Below are 15,832 nucleotides of genomic sequence, written 5' to 3' on the forward strand. Positions count from 1 at the left end.
CCAGCCGGACAAATCATCCTAATAACCGGACAAATTCCTTGCGTCTGATGTGAATTGTGAAACGGTATATCCTGTTATCTTCCTGAACAACCTGGAGAAGTAGTCCGGATCATTAAAGCCCAGTTCAAAGGCCACTTCCTTTACCGAGATCTCGCTATAATACAGTTTGCGTTGAGCTTCAAGTATGAGGCGCTGGTTGAGATATTCTTTAGCAGACAAGCCGGAGAATTCTTTAACAATATTGTACAGATAAGTTGCATTTACTGCGAGCCGTCTGCAAATTTCTTCAATAGAAAGATGCTGGGTGAGCTCTTTTTCTACCAGCAATTTAAACGCTATGTATTTTGTCAGTTTTTCGTTAGACCCCGATTGTGTTTGCTGGTCCTGGAAATAAGCATGGTTGATCTCAGTTAATAAACTATCCAGGTAAGTAAGAACTAATGCAGTAGGCGAATCTTTTACCTGTAAAAGCTGACACAGGCTTTCAAAGGACCAGGAAAGCCTTTGAACGGCATCTTCTTTAATGGATACCAATTGGTTTTGCAGCGGGTTAATAAGAAACGGAAAAGATTTGGGGAGCAGGGAAAGACACTGTTCATCAATACTCAGCTTGTAATATTCCATTTCCTCATGCTTCGGTGGCGGAATGTGGATCTGGTGTGGCAGTACAAACAATAGCTGGTTGTCTGAAACATCTATTGCCCGCATATCTAACCGATGTTGCGCATGCCCTTTTTTAATGAACAGAAAAAAGTATTGGATCTTTTTGTGTGGCCGTAAAAATGCTTCTGCTAATTCATCAGAAAGTTGTCCAAATGTATTGGATTTGACTACGATGAAAAGCTTTTCATGCTGCCTTAATGTTTGTATTACTTTGGAAAGATCCTGCATGATTGCATGATTTACAACTTAATCCTTAGCCCCACATCTACCATTGAGTAAGCCATTGTCTAATCAAATTTAAAATTTAAAAGTTATTTAAATAGTTTAATTGACGTCTGTTCATGACATTTAGCGGCGTCGTAAGTAAGCTCCCGGATGTCGCCACCTGACAGCAAGACAGGCCCAAGCCCTTACTTTCCCATTTTCTGGATGCAGAATGGCAAATTTTTTCTAATTTCGCCGCCGAATGAACAGCATTACTACATCATCCCCGCTTACTCCACCTTGATAGTTTATCTCAACTATCACGCGGCTTACTTCAATGGGCATGCGGTTCTATTCTGTAACTCACATTCATTTATTCTTTTGACTTTATAACCTTTCGTCACATGAAGGCTTACTTCAATTTATTTGACTTTTCACAGAAAGTCAATTACAAGACCGAAGTCCTGGCTGGCCTTACCGTAGCCATGACCATGATCCCTGAATCCTTGTCATTTGCTATCCTGGCAGGTCTTTCGCCCTTAACCGGCCTTTATGCGGCATTTTTAATGGGATTGATCACCGCCATTCTTGGCGGACGGCCCGGTATGGTATCCGGCGGCGCAGGCGCCACGGTAGTGGTGCTGATCGCATTGATGAAAAGCCATGGTGTTGAATATGTTTTCGCAGCTGTTGCACTGGCAGGCTTGTTGCAAATTGCTGTTGGCCTGTTCAGGTTAGGCAAGTTCATACGCCTGGTGCCGCAGCCAGTTATGTATGGGTTTGTAAACGGTTTGGCCGTGATCATTTTCATGGCGCAGATACAACAATTTAAAGTAAATACCGCCGACGGCACGGCCTGGCTATCCGGCTCCGCACTGTGGACCATGCTCGGATTGGTGATCCTTACCATCCTGATCGTGATCCTGGTTCCAAAGATCACTAAAGCAATACCTGCTTCACTGGTAGCCATTATTGTTGTCTTTATACTTGTACTAGGCTTTGGGATCCAAACCAAAACCGTTAAGGACATTGCTTCCATCAGTGGCGGTTTTCCACCGTTTCATATCCCTGCTGTACCTTTTAGCCTTGACATGTTGAAGATCATTTTCCCGTATTCCCTTGTCATGGCAGGCGTAGGGCTGATAGAAAGCCTGCTTACCTTAAACGTAGTAGATGAGATCACCGGAACCAAGGGACGCGGAAATAAAGAAGCCGTAGCACAGGGAACCGCTAATATATTCAATGGCTTCTTTTCAGGTATGGGTGGCTGCGCCATGATCGCTCAGTCCTTCGTTAACCTTTCGGCAGGCTCCAGGGCGAGGCTTTCCGGTATCATTGCGGCGCTGACCATCCTGTTGATCATTCTCTTCGGAGCGCCCATTATTGAGCGTGTTCCTATGGCTGCGCTTGTGGGGGTAATGATCATGGTGGCCATCGGTACATTTGAATGGATCAGTTTGAGGATCATTAACAAAATGCCCCGGCAGGATGTGTTTGTGGGCATACTCGTAGCCCTTATCACTGTATGGCTGCATAACCTGGCGCTGGCGGTGCTGATCGGTGTAATAATATCAGCACTGGTATTTGCCTGGGAAAGCGCCAAAAGAATACGCGCCCGAAAATATACAGATGATCTGGGCATCAAACATTATGAAATATACGGCCCCCTGTTCTTTGGTTCCGTTAGCGTCTTTCTCGAAAAATTTGATGTGCATAATGACCCGGCGGAAGTGATCATCGACTTTAGGGAAAGCAGGATCGCTGATATGAGCGCCATTGAAGCATTGAACAAGCTGACAGAACGTTACCAGAAGGCAGGTAAAAAACTGCACCTTCGCCATCTCAGTGAAGATTGCCGCCTGCTGTTGAAAAATGCAGCGTCAGTGATCGAAATCAACGTAATGGAAGATCCGCACTACAAAGTAGCAGCAGATTAACATATCTTTACCTCCCGGAAATCTAAACTTCTCTCATCATGCGTTCCTTGGCGTTTTTATTCATCGCAGCTATTGCCTTACTATCCGCAAAACCAATAGATCATGCTGTAAAAAGCACTCCTCCGGATACCCTGCACAATCAGCTTTTCACGGTTGGCATAGGCGCCGGCCTTATCGGCGGCCTGTACGACGGTTTCTATCCTTACCGTGAACTTAAAAAGCACGGCGATTTCGGCCTGGGCGCTCCCGATAAGCTGGATGGAGAGATCATGATCTTTCGTGGTAAGATCTATCAAACACAGCATACCGGTAAAACCTCCCCGGTAGACGACCGTCAGCTGACGCCTTTTTCCATGGTCAACTTCTTCCATCCCGATATCACAATAACGCCGAATAAGGCGCTGGATAAGGCGGGGTTATTCCATCTCCTGGATAGCGTACTGACTAACACCAACGGCATGTACGCCATCCACATCAGCGGAAAATTCAGCTATATCAAAACACGCGCTTTTCCGCCCGTTCAGGAGCATCAGCATACTCCCCTTGCTGATATGCTGAACCTGCAGCACTTCTTCGAATTTAAGGAGGCGCAGGGTGATTTAATCGGCTACCGTCTACCGGTGTTCATGGACAATACCAATATCTCCGGTTATCATTTTCATTATCTTTCCCAGCAAAAAGACGCCGGCGGTCATATTATTGACCTGAAAGCTGATAATATTACAATTGAAATAGACACGCTGGATAGCTATACCATAAAAGTTCCCGCTAACAAAGACTTTGAACAGTTTGACTTTAAGCAGAACAGGGCGGAAGATATCAAAAGTGTAGAGCGGGGAGGTAAACACTAACAGGTATGACCACACAGCTTGACAATATCTTAGAACATCGTCCGCTGCTTTTCGCCATCGCCTACCGCATGATAGGAGAGAAGCAGGAGGCGGAAGATATTGTGCAGGACGTATACACCCGCTGGCTGGAAATGGACACCAGGCAGGTGCAACAACCGCGTCACTACCTGATGCGGGCCGTCACCAACCGTGCTATCAACCGCCTCAAAGTATTACAGCAGCAAAGAGCCTTGTATATAGGTCCCTGGCTGCCCGAACCGCTAACAGATACTGATACCCCGGAGAGCTCCCCTGATACCGGCCATGATCTCTCCATCGGCTTCCTCTTCCTGCTGGAAAAGCTGAACCCGCTGGAAAGGGCCGTCTTCCTCCTGCGCGAAAGCTTTGACCTGTCTTATAAAGAGCTGGAATCCATCCTCGATATCCCCGAAAGTACCTGCCGCCAACACCTGCATCGGGCTAAAGAAAAGCTGCAAAAGGATAAGAAACGCTTTGAGTCAGATGTGAACCGTCACCAGGAACTGCTGGAGGCTTTTATCGCCGCCTGCGTGAACCAGGATCAGGGCAAACTGATCTCCCTGCTGAAAGAAGATATCAGCTTCTATGGAGACGGTGGCGGCAAAGTGGCTGCCGCTACCCAGCCGCTGTTTGGCACGGATGCAGTATCCCGGTTTATACTTGGCCTTTTCAGAAAAGCACCGGTGCCTGCTCCTTTGTATAAGCTGCTGATGGTGAATGGTTTGCCTGCAGTGGCCTTTTTTGACGCCGCTACCCAGGCGCCTATCACCTGTATTTGTTTTGAGCACGAAGGCGAGGCCATTACCAGCTTCTTTTTTATCCGGAACCCTGATAAATTGAAAAATATTCGCTACGCGGGATAAAAAACTGTCACCAATTGGGCCGGGCTTTGTCTTCCTGTAAAATACTGTTTACAATGGAACATCAATTAAGACTGCAGCCCATCGAAAAGCCCAAAAGCCTGTACGTGCAAATGGGATACTGGTATTTTAAGAGAATGATCGGTAAAGTGATCACCCCCGCCAAGGTGGTGTACGCCCGTGTACCGAAACTGATGAAGGTAGCCTCCGTTTTCCATAAGATCACTGAACAGGCGCCGCTCAGCGAGGACCTGAAAACAATGATACATGCAATGGTGTCAGACCTGAATGGTTGCGCTTTCTGCATCGATATAACCCGGGCATACGCTATGCGCAAAGGCAATTCCATGAAGAAGCTGGGCGAGCTCCACAATTTCGCTACCAGCGGGCTGTTCTCCCCTGCGGAGCGGGCCTGCCTGGCTTATGTAAAAGAAGTAACCCTGCATAAAATGGTACCGGATGAAGTTTTCCGCGAGCTACAACAGCATTTCAGCGAAGAAAAGATCATTTATATCACCGTCCTCGCTGCCACAGAAGGGTATTATAATACGGTGAACCTGGCGCTGGGGATAGGATCAGACGGCCTCTGCGCCATCCAGTAGAAACGAAAAGTCCTCTGGAGAACCAGAGGACTTTCTTTTAACACAACTAAAAAACAATCAAAATTAAATTTAGCAATAAAAGCTAATCCATTCACCACCGCTCATCAATCGGGCTTCTTCCCATCTAAAAAAGTATTAATAGTATTGATCTCGGCCTGGTTCTGGCCGGAGTCGCTGATCGTGTAATTGGAATAGAACTGCTCTGCAGAACCAGCACCATTGTCCAGGTTAATGTTACGGCGCAGGTAGGCGGGCACGTTCTCTATCTCCGCATTATTGTCCATCGTCTTCACGTTGAAGCTGATACTCCTTAGCTTAGCCACCCTTTCTGCCTGTTTGCGCTTTTGTTCATCAAAGGGATCTTCGGCCACAGGCTGAGGTGTAGGTGGTGGCGTAGGCGGCATCATCGGTTCTTCCTCTTCCCTGAACACCATCTTCATTTCAGGCTGGTCGTTCGCAGGAGGAGGCGTATTCACAGGTTCTATGTGAATATGCGTGAGCGGATGATGCTGCTGCGGACGGATCACGTTGATCCCACCGCCGCTGTTACCAGGATTGGAAGCGGGCGGTTGGGGCTGTGGCTGAGGCTGCGCCTGCGGCCTGTAATCCGGGTCCGGTTCTATGTTCAGCACATAGTTTTGCCTTTCGGGCTGGGGTGGAGGCGTGTAAGTAGGCGCCGGATGGGTGACCACCGGTTCCACCAAACGCGGAGCCATTACGTCAACAGGTTCCTGGAACAGGTTGCCCTGGCCCTTCTGGCTCATCTTCTTTTCATCTACTTCGTTGCCCAGCTGCATTACAATCTTTGGCTCTTCTGCTTTGGGCTGCGGAGCACCGGAGATGGAAACCCGCTGTATCGGCTTCTGCTCAAAACCGGTAGCAATGATGGTTACACCGATCTTGCGCTCCAGTGTCTGATCGTAGCCTACACCCAGGATCACATCGCAATCCTCACCGGCCTGACTTTGTACATAAGCCTGTATGATGTCCATTTCATCCAGCGTGTGCTCAAAATCACCTTCTGCAGAAGAAATGTTGATCAGGATCCATTTAGCGCCCCTGATATCGTTATCGTTCAGCAGCGGAGAGGTCAGCGCCTCTTCGATGGCCCTTTGGGCACGGTTCTCACCTTCTACGGTTGCAGCGCCGAGCAGCGCTACGCCGCCGTTACGCATTACGGTGCACACATCGGCAAAGTCCACGTTGATCTGACCTGTGGAGGTGATCACATCCGTGATACACTTCGCGGCAGTGGCCAGCACGTTGTCTGCCTTTTCAAAAGCCGCTTTGGCTTTCAGGTCACCGAATTTCTGGCGCAATTTATCATTGGAGATGATCAGCAGCGTATCTACATGTTCTTTCAAACGGCTTACGCCTTCGTCTGCCTGGCTCATACGCTTTTTCCCTTCATAGGAGAAGGGCGTGGTAACAATACCCACCGTCAGGATACCCAGCTCCTTACATATACGCGCGATGATAGGAGCGCCACCTGTACCGGTGCCGCCGCCCATACCAGCTGTAATGAAGGCCATCTTGGTATTTACCTCCAATATCTTTTTGAGCTCTTCAAAGGATTCCTCTGTTGCCTGCTTACCGATCTCGGGGTTCGCACCGGCGCCCAATCCTTGTGTTAAGTGCGGACCTAACTGCACTTTATTTGGAACGGGGCTATTTGCGATTGCCTGAGCATCTGTATTGCAGATAATAAAATTCACCCCTTCAATGCGCTGGTTGAACATGTGGTTCACCGCATTGCTTCCGCCACCACCAATGCCTATCACCTTGATGATGGAGGATTTCTCCTTTGGAAGATCAAAATGTATCATGACTCTATCTCTTTTATGGGTTAGTTTATTATAAATCACTGTGGCTGCAACAATTGCGCCACTTATAGTTTAGCATCTTCTTCTTCTGTGAACATATCTATGATCTTAGTCTTCATCCTGTCCAAAAAGTTTTTCAGCGACGCATTCCTTTCTCTTGCTTTGCGTTCCTGTATTTCAGACACGCTGAGTGTTTCTTCCTCTTCCTCTGCCCAATCGTCCTGTCCGGGGGAAGTCTTGCCTGAAGCCTTTTCTTTTGCGATATAGCTGGTGTTGATCTTTACATAGTTTTCTTCCAGCGCCCTGCGGTCGTTCTCGTAATCGTTATAACCTTTCAGTATCAAACCAACGCAGGTAGCGTACATGGGCTTCGTCAGTTCGTCGATATGTCCGCTGGCAAGGTGCTCGTTCGGATAACCGATACGTGCGCTTACACCAGTGGTATACTCTGTCAGCTGTATCAGGTGTTTCAGCTGGGAACCGCCACCGGTAAGGATAATACCGCCATTCAGCATCTTGCTGTCCATACCGATCTGTTTCAGGTGGTACACTACGAAATCAAGGATCTCGCTCATACGCGCCTGGATAATGTGCGCCAGGTTCTTTACGGAGATCTCTTTAGGGCTTTGTCCGCGAAGGCCCGGAATAGTGATGTAGGCATTGTTCTTTGCCTCATCTGCCAGCGCATAGCCAAACTGCACCTTCATCTGCTCGGCCTGTGTTTTCAGCACGCCCAAACCGTTCTTGATATCGTTGGTGATGTTCTCACCACCGTAGGGGATCACCGCAGTATGTTTCAGGATGCCTTCATAGAACACTGCCAGGTCGGTAGTTCCACCGCCTATATCTACAATAGCTACACCGGCTTCGAAGTCAAGATCGCACATAACAGCAGCAGCAGAGGCCAGGGGTTGCAACACGAGGTCGTGGATCTTCAGTCCTGATTTCTCCACACTTCTGTTGATGTTGCGGATCGCGTTCTTGTCGCCGGTGATGATGTGGAAGTTGGCCCCCACTTTTACACCAGACATACCGATGGGATAAGTGATGTTTTGCAGGCTGTCTACGATGTACTGCTGCGGGATCACGTCAATGATCTGGTCACTGGCGGGGATCACCGTTTTGTACTGATCGTTGATCAGCTGGTCAATATCCTTCTGGGATATTTCCGCGTCGGTATCGCTGCGAACGATATCACCGCGGGTCTGCAAACTTTTTATATGATGGCCTGCGATGCCAACGTACACTTCATTGATCTCCAGGTTGGGATTTGAAGCATAGCAGTTTTCAAGCGCTTGCCTGATCGCCTTGATAGTTTGGTCGATGTTCAGCACCATGCCGTGCTGCACACCAAAAGATGGGGCTTTACCGAATCCCAGGATTTCCAGTTTCCCGTATTCATTCTTCCGTCCTGCAATGGCAGCAATCTTCGTAGTTCCTATATCAAGACCTACAATGATGGGAGCTTCCTGATTCATGGCGTTCTATGTTTTTTTGTTGTGTTTACTGATCCCGCGGCAGGTTTTCTATAGACTGCCTTGGGTTGTTTCTCTGGCCTGGCCGGTGCTTTTGTTGTTTTCTTCGCTGCCGGTTTGGCCGTTTCTTTTTTGGGTGCCGTTTTTTCTACCGGCTTTACTGTGCTGGCAACTGCTTTGACAGCTTCCTTTGCAGGAACGGCTGCCGCGGTTGTGTCGCCTGTTGCCGCCATATCCACGTCCACGCTGTCTATGTGCGGCGGGGTGGGTTTAGGTGGCGGCGTACCATCTTTACGGGTACATACTACTTCATTTTCAAACGCCACGTTGATCCGGGTGTAGTTGTTCCAACCTACACGGCTTAACCCTTCTTTGTAGAAGGCCATCAGCTTGCTGAATTTCTTTTCTACATCCGTGCCTTCCCCGAAATCGATAATATGATCGCCCAGTTTGGGGATGATCTCGAATTTCCGGTCGCCGGTGATGTCCACCTGGTCTACCTGCGCCATCCAGAAAGGATCGTTCAGCACATAAGAGCTGATGTCTACAATGCTGGCGGTGAGGATGCTGTCGTTCTGCTGGAGCTGCACCGCATCTGTGGGAAATCCTGTGAATACAGGCACCCTGGCAGTGTAGCGGTCAGAAACCGGGATACGGTCTCCCTTGGCATCCAGGTAAAAGCTGTTACCGGTAACGGTAAAGATCCGTGCTACCGGTTCCCGCTGGATCACTTTTATGTTCAGGCGCTGCTGGTTATCAAAGAACAAATCGGCCTGTTCTACCCAGGGATCCTGCAACACCAGCTTTTCCAGGCGGGAAATGTTGATGTCGTTGATCTTTCTGCCTACCGGGTTTAAGTCCGTGTTCTTTACTACCAGCGCCTTGATGTCTTTCTCCTCTATAAAATAGTTATTGTCGCTGCCGCTAATCTTTACCACAATGCCTTTGCATTGCACGGCATCTTTCACCCTGGCGGCGGAAGCTACCAGCACAACAAAGCCGATCAGCACCGCCGTCCATATGATGGCGCTGCCTAAACGTTTCAATGCTTTGCGTGTTCTGGGCTCCATTTGAATTAATAATTATTCATTGTTAATTAGCTTCCAATATCTTTTTAGCCGGTTCTTTCAGCTGATCAATGTCTCCCGCGCCTGCCGTGATAAACAGGGGAGCGGTGTTGGATTTCAGCCAGTCCAGTACTTCCGCCGGCTGCAGGATCTGTACCGGTTTACCTTTGATCCTGCTGGCGATCATCTCGCTGTTCACGCCTTCGATGGGCAGCTCACGGGCGGGGTAGATCGGTAAGAGGATCACTTCATCTGCCAGGGCCAGGCTTTCGGCAAAGCCGTCGGCAAGGTCGCGGGTGCGGGTATACAGATGCGGCTGGAACACCACCGTGCACTTTTTATCAGGGAACAATCCACGGGCACTGCTGATCAGTGCGCGCAGTTCTTCGGGGTGGTGCGCATAGTCGTCTATAAATACCTGGTAGTCATTATTGATCACGTATTCAAAACGGCGGCGTATGCCCTTAAAGTCGGCGATGGCTGCCTTGATGGCATCGTCGCTGATACCCAGCAGCTGCGCTACGGTAATGGCGGCTACGCTGTTCTCGATATTATGCATGCCACCGATAGGTAGCGTCACATCTTTCAGGCTCCAGTTCTGCTGTACAACATCATATACATAACCACCTTGCTGTATGCGGATGTTAGTGGCATATGCGTTGGCGGTAAAGCTTTGCAGGCTGTACCACAGTTTGTTATCGCCCTGCAGGTCGCCTGCGCGCTGCAAGCCTTCCCGGGCAATGAGGGTGCCGTTCGGCTTGATGTTCTTCGTATACTGGATGAACGCTTCCTGCATATCCTTTTCTGTACCATAGATGTCCAGGTGATCCGGATCCATCGCGGTCAGCACGGCGATGTCCGGGCTGAGTTTCAGAAAGGAGCGGTCATATTCGTCTGCTTCAATAACGGCCACACGTTTTTCGCTGCTCCAGAAGTTACGGTCGTAGTTCACGCTGATGCCTCCCAGGAAGGCGTTGCAGCCATAACCGCTATACCGCAGGATATGCGAGATCATAGTGGAGATGGTGGTCTTACCATGGGTGCCTGCCACGGTAATGGCAAACAGTTCCCGGGTGATCTCCTGCAGCACATCGCTGCGTTTTACTACTTCATATCCTTTCTCACGGTACCATTTCAGTTCTGAATGGATGGGCGGTATGGCGGGAGTATACACCACCAGGTTCGCTTGTGGGTCTACCAGGGTCACATCGTCCGTATAATGGATCTGCATGCCTTCTTCCGACAGCTGGCGGGTAAGTGTTGTTTCCGTACGGTCATAACCGCTCACCTTCACACCGTTCTCATTAAAGAACCGTGCGATGGCGCTCATACCGATGCCGCCAATGCCGACGAAATAAACGCGTTGTATGTTGTTCAAATCCATATCTGCACTCAGAGAGTTAGTCTTAAAACTTCATTTGCTATTACCATATCCGCATTGCTTTTGCCAAGCGTTGCGATATTTTGTTCCAGTTGTTCCATCAGCGCCCTGTTCTGCAGGAGGCTGAAGAGGGTGTTGCCTAATTCCTTCCCTACTTCACTGTCTTTAATCAGCAGGCCTGCCTGCTTGCTCACCAGGTTCTGTGCGTTGAAGGTCTGGTGATCTTCTGCAGCAAAAGGATAAGGCACGAAGATGACCGGCTTTTTCACCAGGCATTCTTCTGCAATGGTCATGGCGCCGGCGCGGGAAATCACTACGTCTGATGCCTTGTAGGCAAAGTCCATGACATTGATGAATTCATGTACTTTAACGTGTGACGTGTAAGCGGCGGCGGCTTTCCTGGCCGTTTCGTAATACGGCTTACCCGTTTGCCAGATCAGCTGCACATCTTTCTGCACAAACTGGGGCAGTAAAGCGCTCAGCGCTTCGCTGATAGACCTGGCGCCCAGGCTGCCGCCAAAGGCGAACACTGTTTTTTTTCCGTCCTGCAATCCGAAGTGCTGTAACGCTTCCGTGCGGGTAACAGCAGATTGTGTAATGCTGCTTCTTACAGGGTTGCCGGTGAGAAGCAGCTTGTCGGCAGGGAAAAATTTTTCCATACCATCGTAGGCCACACAAATTCTTTTGGCCCGCATACCCAACATTTTGTTGGCTTTGCCTGCAAAGGAATTCTGTTCCTGGATCAGGGTAGGAATGCCTTTGCGCTGCGCTTTCCATAATACCGGAAAGCTGGCGTAACCGCCAACGCCCACTACAACGTCGGGCTGGAAGCGTTTCAGTATATTGCTTGCCTGATTTAAACTCTTAATGATCTTAAAAGGAAGCAGCAGGTTCTTAAGCATATTGCTGCGGTTAAAGGCGGCAATATCCAGTCCCTGGATCTGGTAACCGGCCTGCGGTACCTTCTCCATCTCCATCTTCCCGTTTGCTCCTACAAAAAGGATCTCAATATCGGCTTCAAGTTTTTTCAACGCATTCGCAATGGCAATAGCCGGGAAGATATGTCCACCCGTACCGCCACCTGCTATGATCACTTTGCGTTGCATTTCAGTTAATTAATAATTATGAATGAATATTTTATGCTGCCGGCGCATTTTCCATCGCCCTGGCGATCCTTTCCTGTTCTGCTTTCTTGCCTTCCATCTCTTCCACGTTACGGGCCACACTGAGTATAATACCGATGGCCAGGCTGGTAAAAATAACAGAAGAGCCACCCATACTGACCATGGGCAGCGTAACGCCTGTAACGGGGAACACGCCTACATTCACCGCCATATTGGTCAATGCCTGTATCACCAGCGTCACACTCAGTCCCAATGCAAGGAATGCCCCAAAAGCGTATGGGCATTTCCGAAAGATGCGTATACAGCGCAGCAACAATAACAGATAGGCCATCAATATCAAAAAGCCGCCAAAGATACCATACTCTTCTATAATTGTTGCATATATATAATCAGAATATGCGTGGGGCAAAAAGTTCCGCTGCGTACTGTTGCCCGGACCTTTACCCAGTAAGCCTCCGCCTGCAATAGCAATATTGGCTTGCTGCACCTGGTAGGGCGTTTCGGAGTCCTCCTTGTTAAAGAAGTGCTCAGCCCTTTTCTTCCAGGTTTCGGTACGCATCGGCAGGTTAAACACCTCCGCCACTACAAACATCAGCAGCACCAGGCCTATTCCCGCGCCAATCATAGAAGCCAGGAACTTTACCGGCACACGGCCTATAAAGCATAAGAGCATACAGCTGGCGCCCAGCAACAAAGCTGTACTCATATTGGCGGGCATGATCAGCACACACACAACGCCCACCGGTATGATGATGGGCAGGAATCCTTTTTTGAAGTCGGTGATCACCGTTTGCCGTCTTGACAGCTGGCGGCTTACATACATGAATATGGCCAGTTTGGCCACGTCCGATGTCTGAAAGGTCAGGTTAATGATCGGCAGCCTGATCCAGCGGCTGGCATCATTGATATTGGAACCGAATGCCAGTGTATAGATCAGCAGCGGTATTGATACCATGAACCCTATCTGTGCTACCCGGGAGTAAATGGTATAATTTACGCGGTGAGCAAACCAGATGATCAGCAAACCCATTACCAGCACAGTTAACTGCTTCAGCAGGTAATATTCCGTGTGGCCGCCCTGCTCACGGTAAGCCAGGGATCCTGTAGCGCTGTACACTGCAAGTAAACTCACTAATGACAGGAAGATCACGATCGCCCAGATCACTTTGTCACCTTTGGTCCTATATAGTAAGTCACTCATAATCTTTCAATCTTATAGTTCCCTCACTGCTTCCTTGAACTGCTTTCCCCTGTCCTCATAATTCTTGAACAGGTCAAAGCTGGCGCAAGCGGGGGAGAGTAAAACAACATCTCCTTTGGTGGCTGCCTGGAAAGCTGCCTGTACGGCGTCTTTCATACTGGCAGTATCTACCATGCTGGGGGTAGCGTCAGCCAGCGCGTCGTGGATCGGCTGATTGTCTACGCCCAGGCATATGATCGCTTTTACTTTTTCTTTTACCAGGTCTTTGATGGCGCTGTAATCATTGCCTTTGTCTACACCACCCATGATCAGTATCACCGGCTGCTCCATGCTCTCCAGTGCAAACCACAATGAGTTCACGTTAGTGGCCTTGCTGTCGTTGATGAAGTCTACGCCCCGTACGGTCGTTACATACTCCATACGGTGTTCCAGGCTCTTGAAAGAGGTGAGGCTTTCGCGGATCTTCTCCTTCCGTATATCCATCGTTCTTCCTGCAATACCTGCTGCCATTGAGTTATACAAATTATGTTTGCCTTTAAGGGCAAGGTCATAAATAGACACGATCACCGGATCATCATTCAACCGAATATTCACCTGGTCGTTTGCTATAAATCCGCCTTCTTTCTTCAATGGTTCCATGATAGTAAATGGTATTGGTGTTGAATAAATAGTTTCTTTACTTAAATAACCCATGATCTCCGGATCGTCCATACAGTAGATGAAATAATCCTCCCTGGTCTGATTGAGCGTAATCCTGAACTTGGACTTTACATAGTTCTCCATTTTGTACTCATAACGATCCAGGTGATCTGGCGTAATGTTGAGCAAAATGGCTACGTTCGGTTTAAATGTCTTTATATCATCCAGCTGGAAGCTGCTAACTTCAATGACATAATACTCAGCCGGCGCAGTGGCTACCTGCCGGGCGTAGCTGAGACCGATGTTACCTACCATGGCGACATTAAGACCTGCCGTTTCAAAAATGTGGTAGGTAAGGGCGGTGGTAGTGCTTTTACCGTTGCTGCCTGTAATAGCAATGATCTTCTGATCCTTACTGAAACGGTAAGCAAATTCTATCTCTGAAATAACAGGTACCTGCCTTTCGCGTACCTTCTTCATCAGTTCGGACTTTTCAGGAATTCCGGGGCTCTTTACGATCTCGTCTGCCCCGAGTATCACATCCCAGGAATGCTGGCCTTCCTCAAAGGGGATGTGGTTCACCGCCAGTTCCTGTTTGTATATATCCTTGATAGCGCCGCCGTCTGAAACAAATACGTCATACCCCTGCTTTTTTCCAAGCAGTGCCGCACCTATGCCGCTTTCTCCGCCTCCAAGTATGACCAGTTTCTGTTTTTGCATTTTATCTCATTTTCAATGTTGCTATTGCTACTACCACGCACATAATGGTAACTACCCAGAAGCGCACAGCTATTTTGCTTTCGTGATATCCCAGTTTCTGATAATGGTGATGTAAAGGCGACATTCTGAAGATGCGCCTGCCTTCACCGTATTTCTTCTTGGTATATTTAAAGTAGCTCACCTGTATCATTACGCTCAGGCTTTCTACAAAGAATACTCCGCAGATAATGGGCAGCAGTAATTCCTTACGAACGATAATGGCCAGTGAGGCAATGATGCCGCCCAGCGCAAGGCTGCCGGTATCGCCCATGAACACCTGCGCCGGATAGGCATTATACCACAGGAAGCCTACGCAGGCCCCCACCAGGGCGGCAATGAATATAGACAGCTCGCCAAGGTTAGGTATGTACATGATGTTCAGGTACTCAGCAAACTGTATGTTGCCCGATACATAGGCAAAGATGCCCAGGCCTATACCAATCACGGCAGACACACCGGTGGCAAGCCCGTCCAGCCCGTCTGTCAGATTAGCCCCGTTGGATACCGCGGTAATGATGAAGATCACGATGAGCACATACAGTATGTAAGTATATTTCTCAGCGCCGGGTATCCAGGAGATCAGCTTGGAGTAGTTGAACTCATGTGTTTTAACAAAGGGGATGGTGGTGATGGGCGTTTTCACATCCACAAAGCGGTGGCCGTCTTTAGTTACCCGCTCAGACTGGCTGATCACTCTTTCATAAGGAGCTACGGTTTTGGCCCCCAGCACCTCGCGGGAGATCACCACGTTGTCGTTGAAATACAGGGTCATCCCAATGATCAGGCCCAGGCCAACCTGTCCTAAGATCTTGAACTTACCCGCCAGTCCTTCTTTGTTCTTTTTGAATACCTTGATGTAGTCATCGATAAAGCCGATCAGGCCCAGCCAGATAGTGGAGAGCAGTATCAGCAGAATGTACACGTTCAGTACGCGTGCAAAAAGCAGGGTGGGGATAACAATCGCGGATAATATAATGAGCCCGCCCATAGTAGGCGTGCCTTTCTTTGTGTTTTCGCCCTGCAGGCCCAGCTCGCGGATCGTTTCCCCGATCTGTTTGCGTTGCAGGTATCTTACAATGCTTTTGCCCAGCAGCAGTGATATTACCAGCGATAATAACAATGCCATGGTCACACGGAACGTGATGTACTGGAACATCCCGCTACCGCTGATGTTAAATTCAGTTTTCAGGTAGTTAAATAAATAATATAGCATAAGTTAGTTAGTCCT

13 protein-coding genes are annotated in these 15,832 nt (G+C 48.8%); 4 read left to right on the forward strand and 9 right to left on the reverse strand.

The features are described from left to right. Window positions 1-18: 18 nt before the first annotated feature. A complete protein-coding gene (locus ACR9Y8_RS22460) occupies window positions 19-891 on the reverse strand; it encodes a helix-turn-helix domain-containing protein (protein ID WP_481215495.1) in 873 nt (290 codons plus the stop codon). A gap of 380 nt (window positions 892-1,271) precedes the next feature. Here ACR9Y8_RS22460 and ACR9Y8_RS22465 point away from each other — a divergent pair, with 380 nt between their 5' ends. The 4 genes from ACR9Y8_RS22465 to ACR9Y8_RS22480 are packed head-to-tail and all read left to right on the forward strand — an operon-like array spanning window position 1,272 to window position 5,135. Beyond that, window positions 1,272-2,804 (forward strand): SulP family inorganic anion transporter, encoded by a 1,533-nt coding sequence (locus ACR9Y8_RS22465; protein WP_481215496.1) that lies wholly within the window; start codon window positions 1,272-1,274, stop codon window positions 2,802-2,804. Window positions 2,805-2,842: 38 nt separating this feature from the next. Continuing rightward, window positions 2,843-3,655, forward strand: a complete 813-nt coding sequence (gene budA, locus ACR9Y8_RS22470; protein WP_481215497.1) for an acetolactate decarboxylase — start codon at window positions 2,843-2,845, stop codon at window positions 3,653-3,655. 5 nt (window positions 3,656-3,660) lie between these two features. Beyond that, window positions 3,661-4,536: an RNA polymerase sigma factor SigJ gene (sigJ, locus tag ACR9Y8_RS22475; RefSeq protein WP_481215498.1), complete on the forward strand. Its 876-nt coding sequence runs from the start codon at window positions 3,661-3,663 to the stop codon at window positions 4,534-4,536. Window positions 4,537-4,589: 53 nt separating this feature from the next. Further along, window positions 4,590-5,135, forward strand: a complete 546-nt coding sequence (locus tag ACR9Y8_RS22480; protein ID WP_481215499.1) for a carboxymuconolactone decarboxylase family protein — start codon at window positions 4,590-4,592, stop codon at window positions 5,133-5,135. Window positions 5,136-5,239: 104 nt separating this feature from the next. Here ACR9Y8_RS22480 and ftsZ read toward each other — a convergent pair whose 3' ends face one another. The 8 genes from ftsZ to mraY form a co-directional block, all read right to left on the reverse strand. Next, the gene (gene ftsZ / locus ACR9Y8_RS22485; protein ID WP_481215500.1) at window positions 5,240-6,961 is read right to left on the reverse strand and encodes a cell division protein FtsZ; all 1,722 of its coding nucleotides are present in this window, start codon (window positions 6,959-6,961) and stop codon (window positions 5,240-5,242) included. Window positions 6,962-7,023: 62 nt separating this feature from the next. Further along, entirely contained in the window at window positions 7,024-8,436 is a 1,413-nt protein-coding gene (ftsA, locus tag ACR9Y8_RS22490) for a cell division protein FtsA (protein ID WP_481215501.1), read from the reverse strand. Next, entirely contained in the window at window positions 8,433-9,503 is a 1,071-nt protein-coding gene (locus tag ACR9Y8_RS22495; protein WP_481215502.1) for a cell division protein FtsQ/DivIB, read from the reverse strand. Before ACR9Y8_RS22495 ends, ftsA begins: the two co-directional genes overlap by 4 nt. A 22-nt stretch (window positions 9,504-9,525) precedes the next feature. Next, entirely contained in the window at window positions 9,526-10,884 is a 1,359-nt protein-coding gene (murC, locus tag ACR9Y8_RS22500; protein ID WP_481215503.1) for a UDP-N-acetylmuramate--L-alanine ligase, read from the reverse strand. Between the two features lie 8 nt (window positions 10,885-10,892). Next, complete coding sequence (gene murG / locus ACR9Y8_RS22505; protein ID WP_481215504.1) at window positions 10,893-11,987, reverse strand: undecaprenyldiphospho-muramoylpentapeptide beta-N-acetylglucosaminyltransferase; 1,095 nt, start codon at window positions 11,985-11,987, stop codon at window positions 10,893-10,895. 31 nt (window positions 11,988-12,018) lie between these two features. Continuing rightward, window positions 12,019-13,206: an FtsW/RodA/SpoVE family cell cycle protein gene (locus tag ACR9Y8_RS22510; RefSeq protein ID WP_481215505.1), complete on the reverse strand. Its 1,188-nt coding sequence runs from the start codon at window positions 13,204-13,206 to the stop codon at window positions 12,019-12,021. 12 nt (window positions 13,207-13,218) lie between these two features. Further along, on the reverse strand, window positions 13,219-14,565 hold the full coding sequence (gene murD, locus ACR9Y8_RS22515; protein ID WP_481215506.1) for a UDP-N-acetylmuramoyl-L-alanine--D-glutamate ligase: 1,347 nt from the start codon (window positions 14,563-14,565) through the stop codon (window positions 13,219-13,221). Window position 14,566: 1 nt separating this feature from the next. Beyond that, entirely contained in the window at window positions 14,567-15,817 is a 1,251-nt protein-coding gene (mraY, locus tag ACR9Y8_RS22520) for a phospho-N-acetylmuramoyl-pentapeptide-transferase (protein ID WP_481215507.1), read from the reverse strand. Window positions 15,818-15,832 lie beyond the last annotated feature (15 nt).

It is taken from the genome of Chitinophaga sp. SVR4-12A (genome assembly GCF_056754765.1).

Excerpts from the sequence above, each read along its gene's own strand:
- ACR9Y8_RS22460 (WP_481215495.1), bottom strand. The coding sequence starts at position 891 with ATGCAGGATCTTTCCAAAGTAATACAAACATTAAGGCAGCATGAAAAG.
- ACR9Y8_RS22465 (WP_481215496.1), top strand. The coding sequence starts at position 1,272 with ATGAAGGCTTACTTCAATTTATTTGACTTTTCACAGAAAGTCAATTAC.
- budA (WP_481215497.1), top strand. The coding sequence starts at position 2,843 with ATGCGTTCCTTGGCGTTTTTATTCATCGCAGCTATTGCCTTACTATCC.
- sigJ (WP_481215498.1), top strand. The coding sequence starts at position 3,661 with ATGACCACACAGCTTGACAATATCTTAGAACATCGTCCGCTGCTTTTC.
- ACR9Y8_RS22480 (WP_481215499.1), top strand. The coding sequence starts at position 4,590 with ATGGAACATCAATTAAGACTGCAGCCCATCGAAAAGCCCAAAAGCCTG.
- ftsZ (WP_481215500.1), bottom strand. The coding sequence starts at position 6,961 with ATGATACATTTTGATCTTCCAAAGGAGAAATCCTCCATCATCAAGGTG.
- ftsA (WP_481215501.1), bottom strand. The coding sequence starts at position 8,436 with ATGAATCAGGAAGCTCCCATCATTGTAGGTCTTGATATAGGAACTACG.
- ACR9Y8_RS22495 (WP_481215502.1), bottom strand. The coding sequence starts at position 9,503 with ATGGAGCCCAGAACACGCAAAGCATTGAAACGTTTAGGCAGCGCCATC.
- murC (WP_481215503.1), bottom strand. The coding sequence starts at position 10,884 with ATGGATTTGAACAACATACAACGCGTTTATTTCGTCGGCATTGGCGGC.
- murG (WP_481215504.1), bottom strand. The coding sequence starts at position 11,987 with ATGCAACGCAAAGTGATCATAGCAGGTGGCGGTACGGGTGGACATATC.
- ACR9Y8_RS22510 (WP_481215505.1), bottom strand. The coding sequence starts at position 13,206 with ATGAGTGACTTACTATATAGGACCAAAGGTGACAAAGTGATCTGGGCG.
- murD (WP_481215506.1), bottom strand. The coding sequence starts at position 14,565 with ATGCAAAAACAGAAACTGGTCATACTTGGAGGCGGAGAAAGCGGCATA.
- mraY (WP_481215507.1), bottom strand. The coding sequence starts at position 15,817 with ATGCTATATTATTTATTTAACTACCTGAAAACTGAATTTAACATCAGC.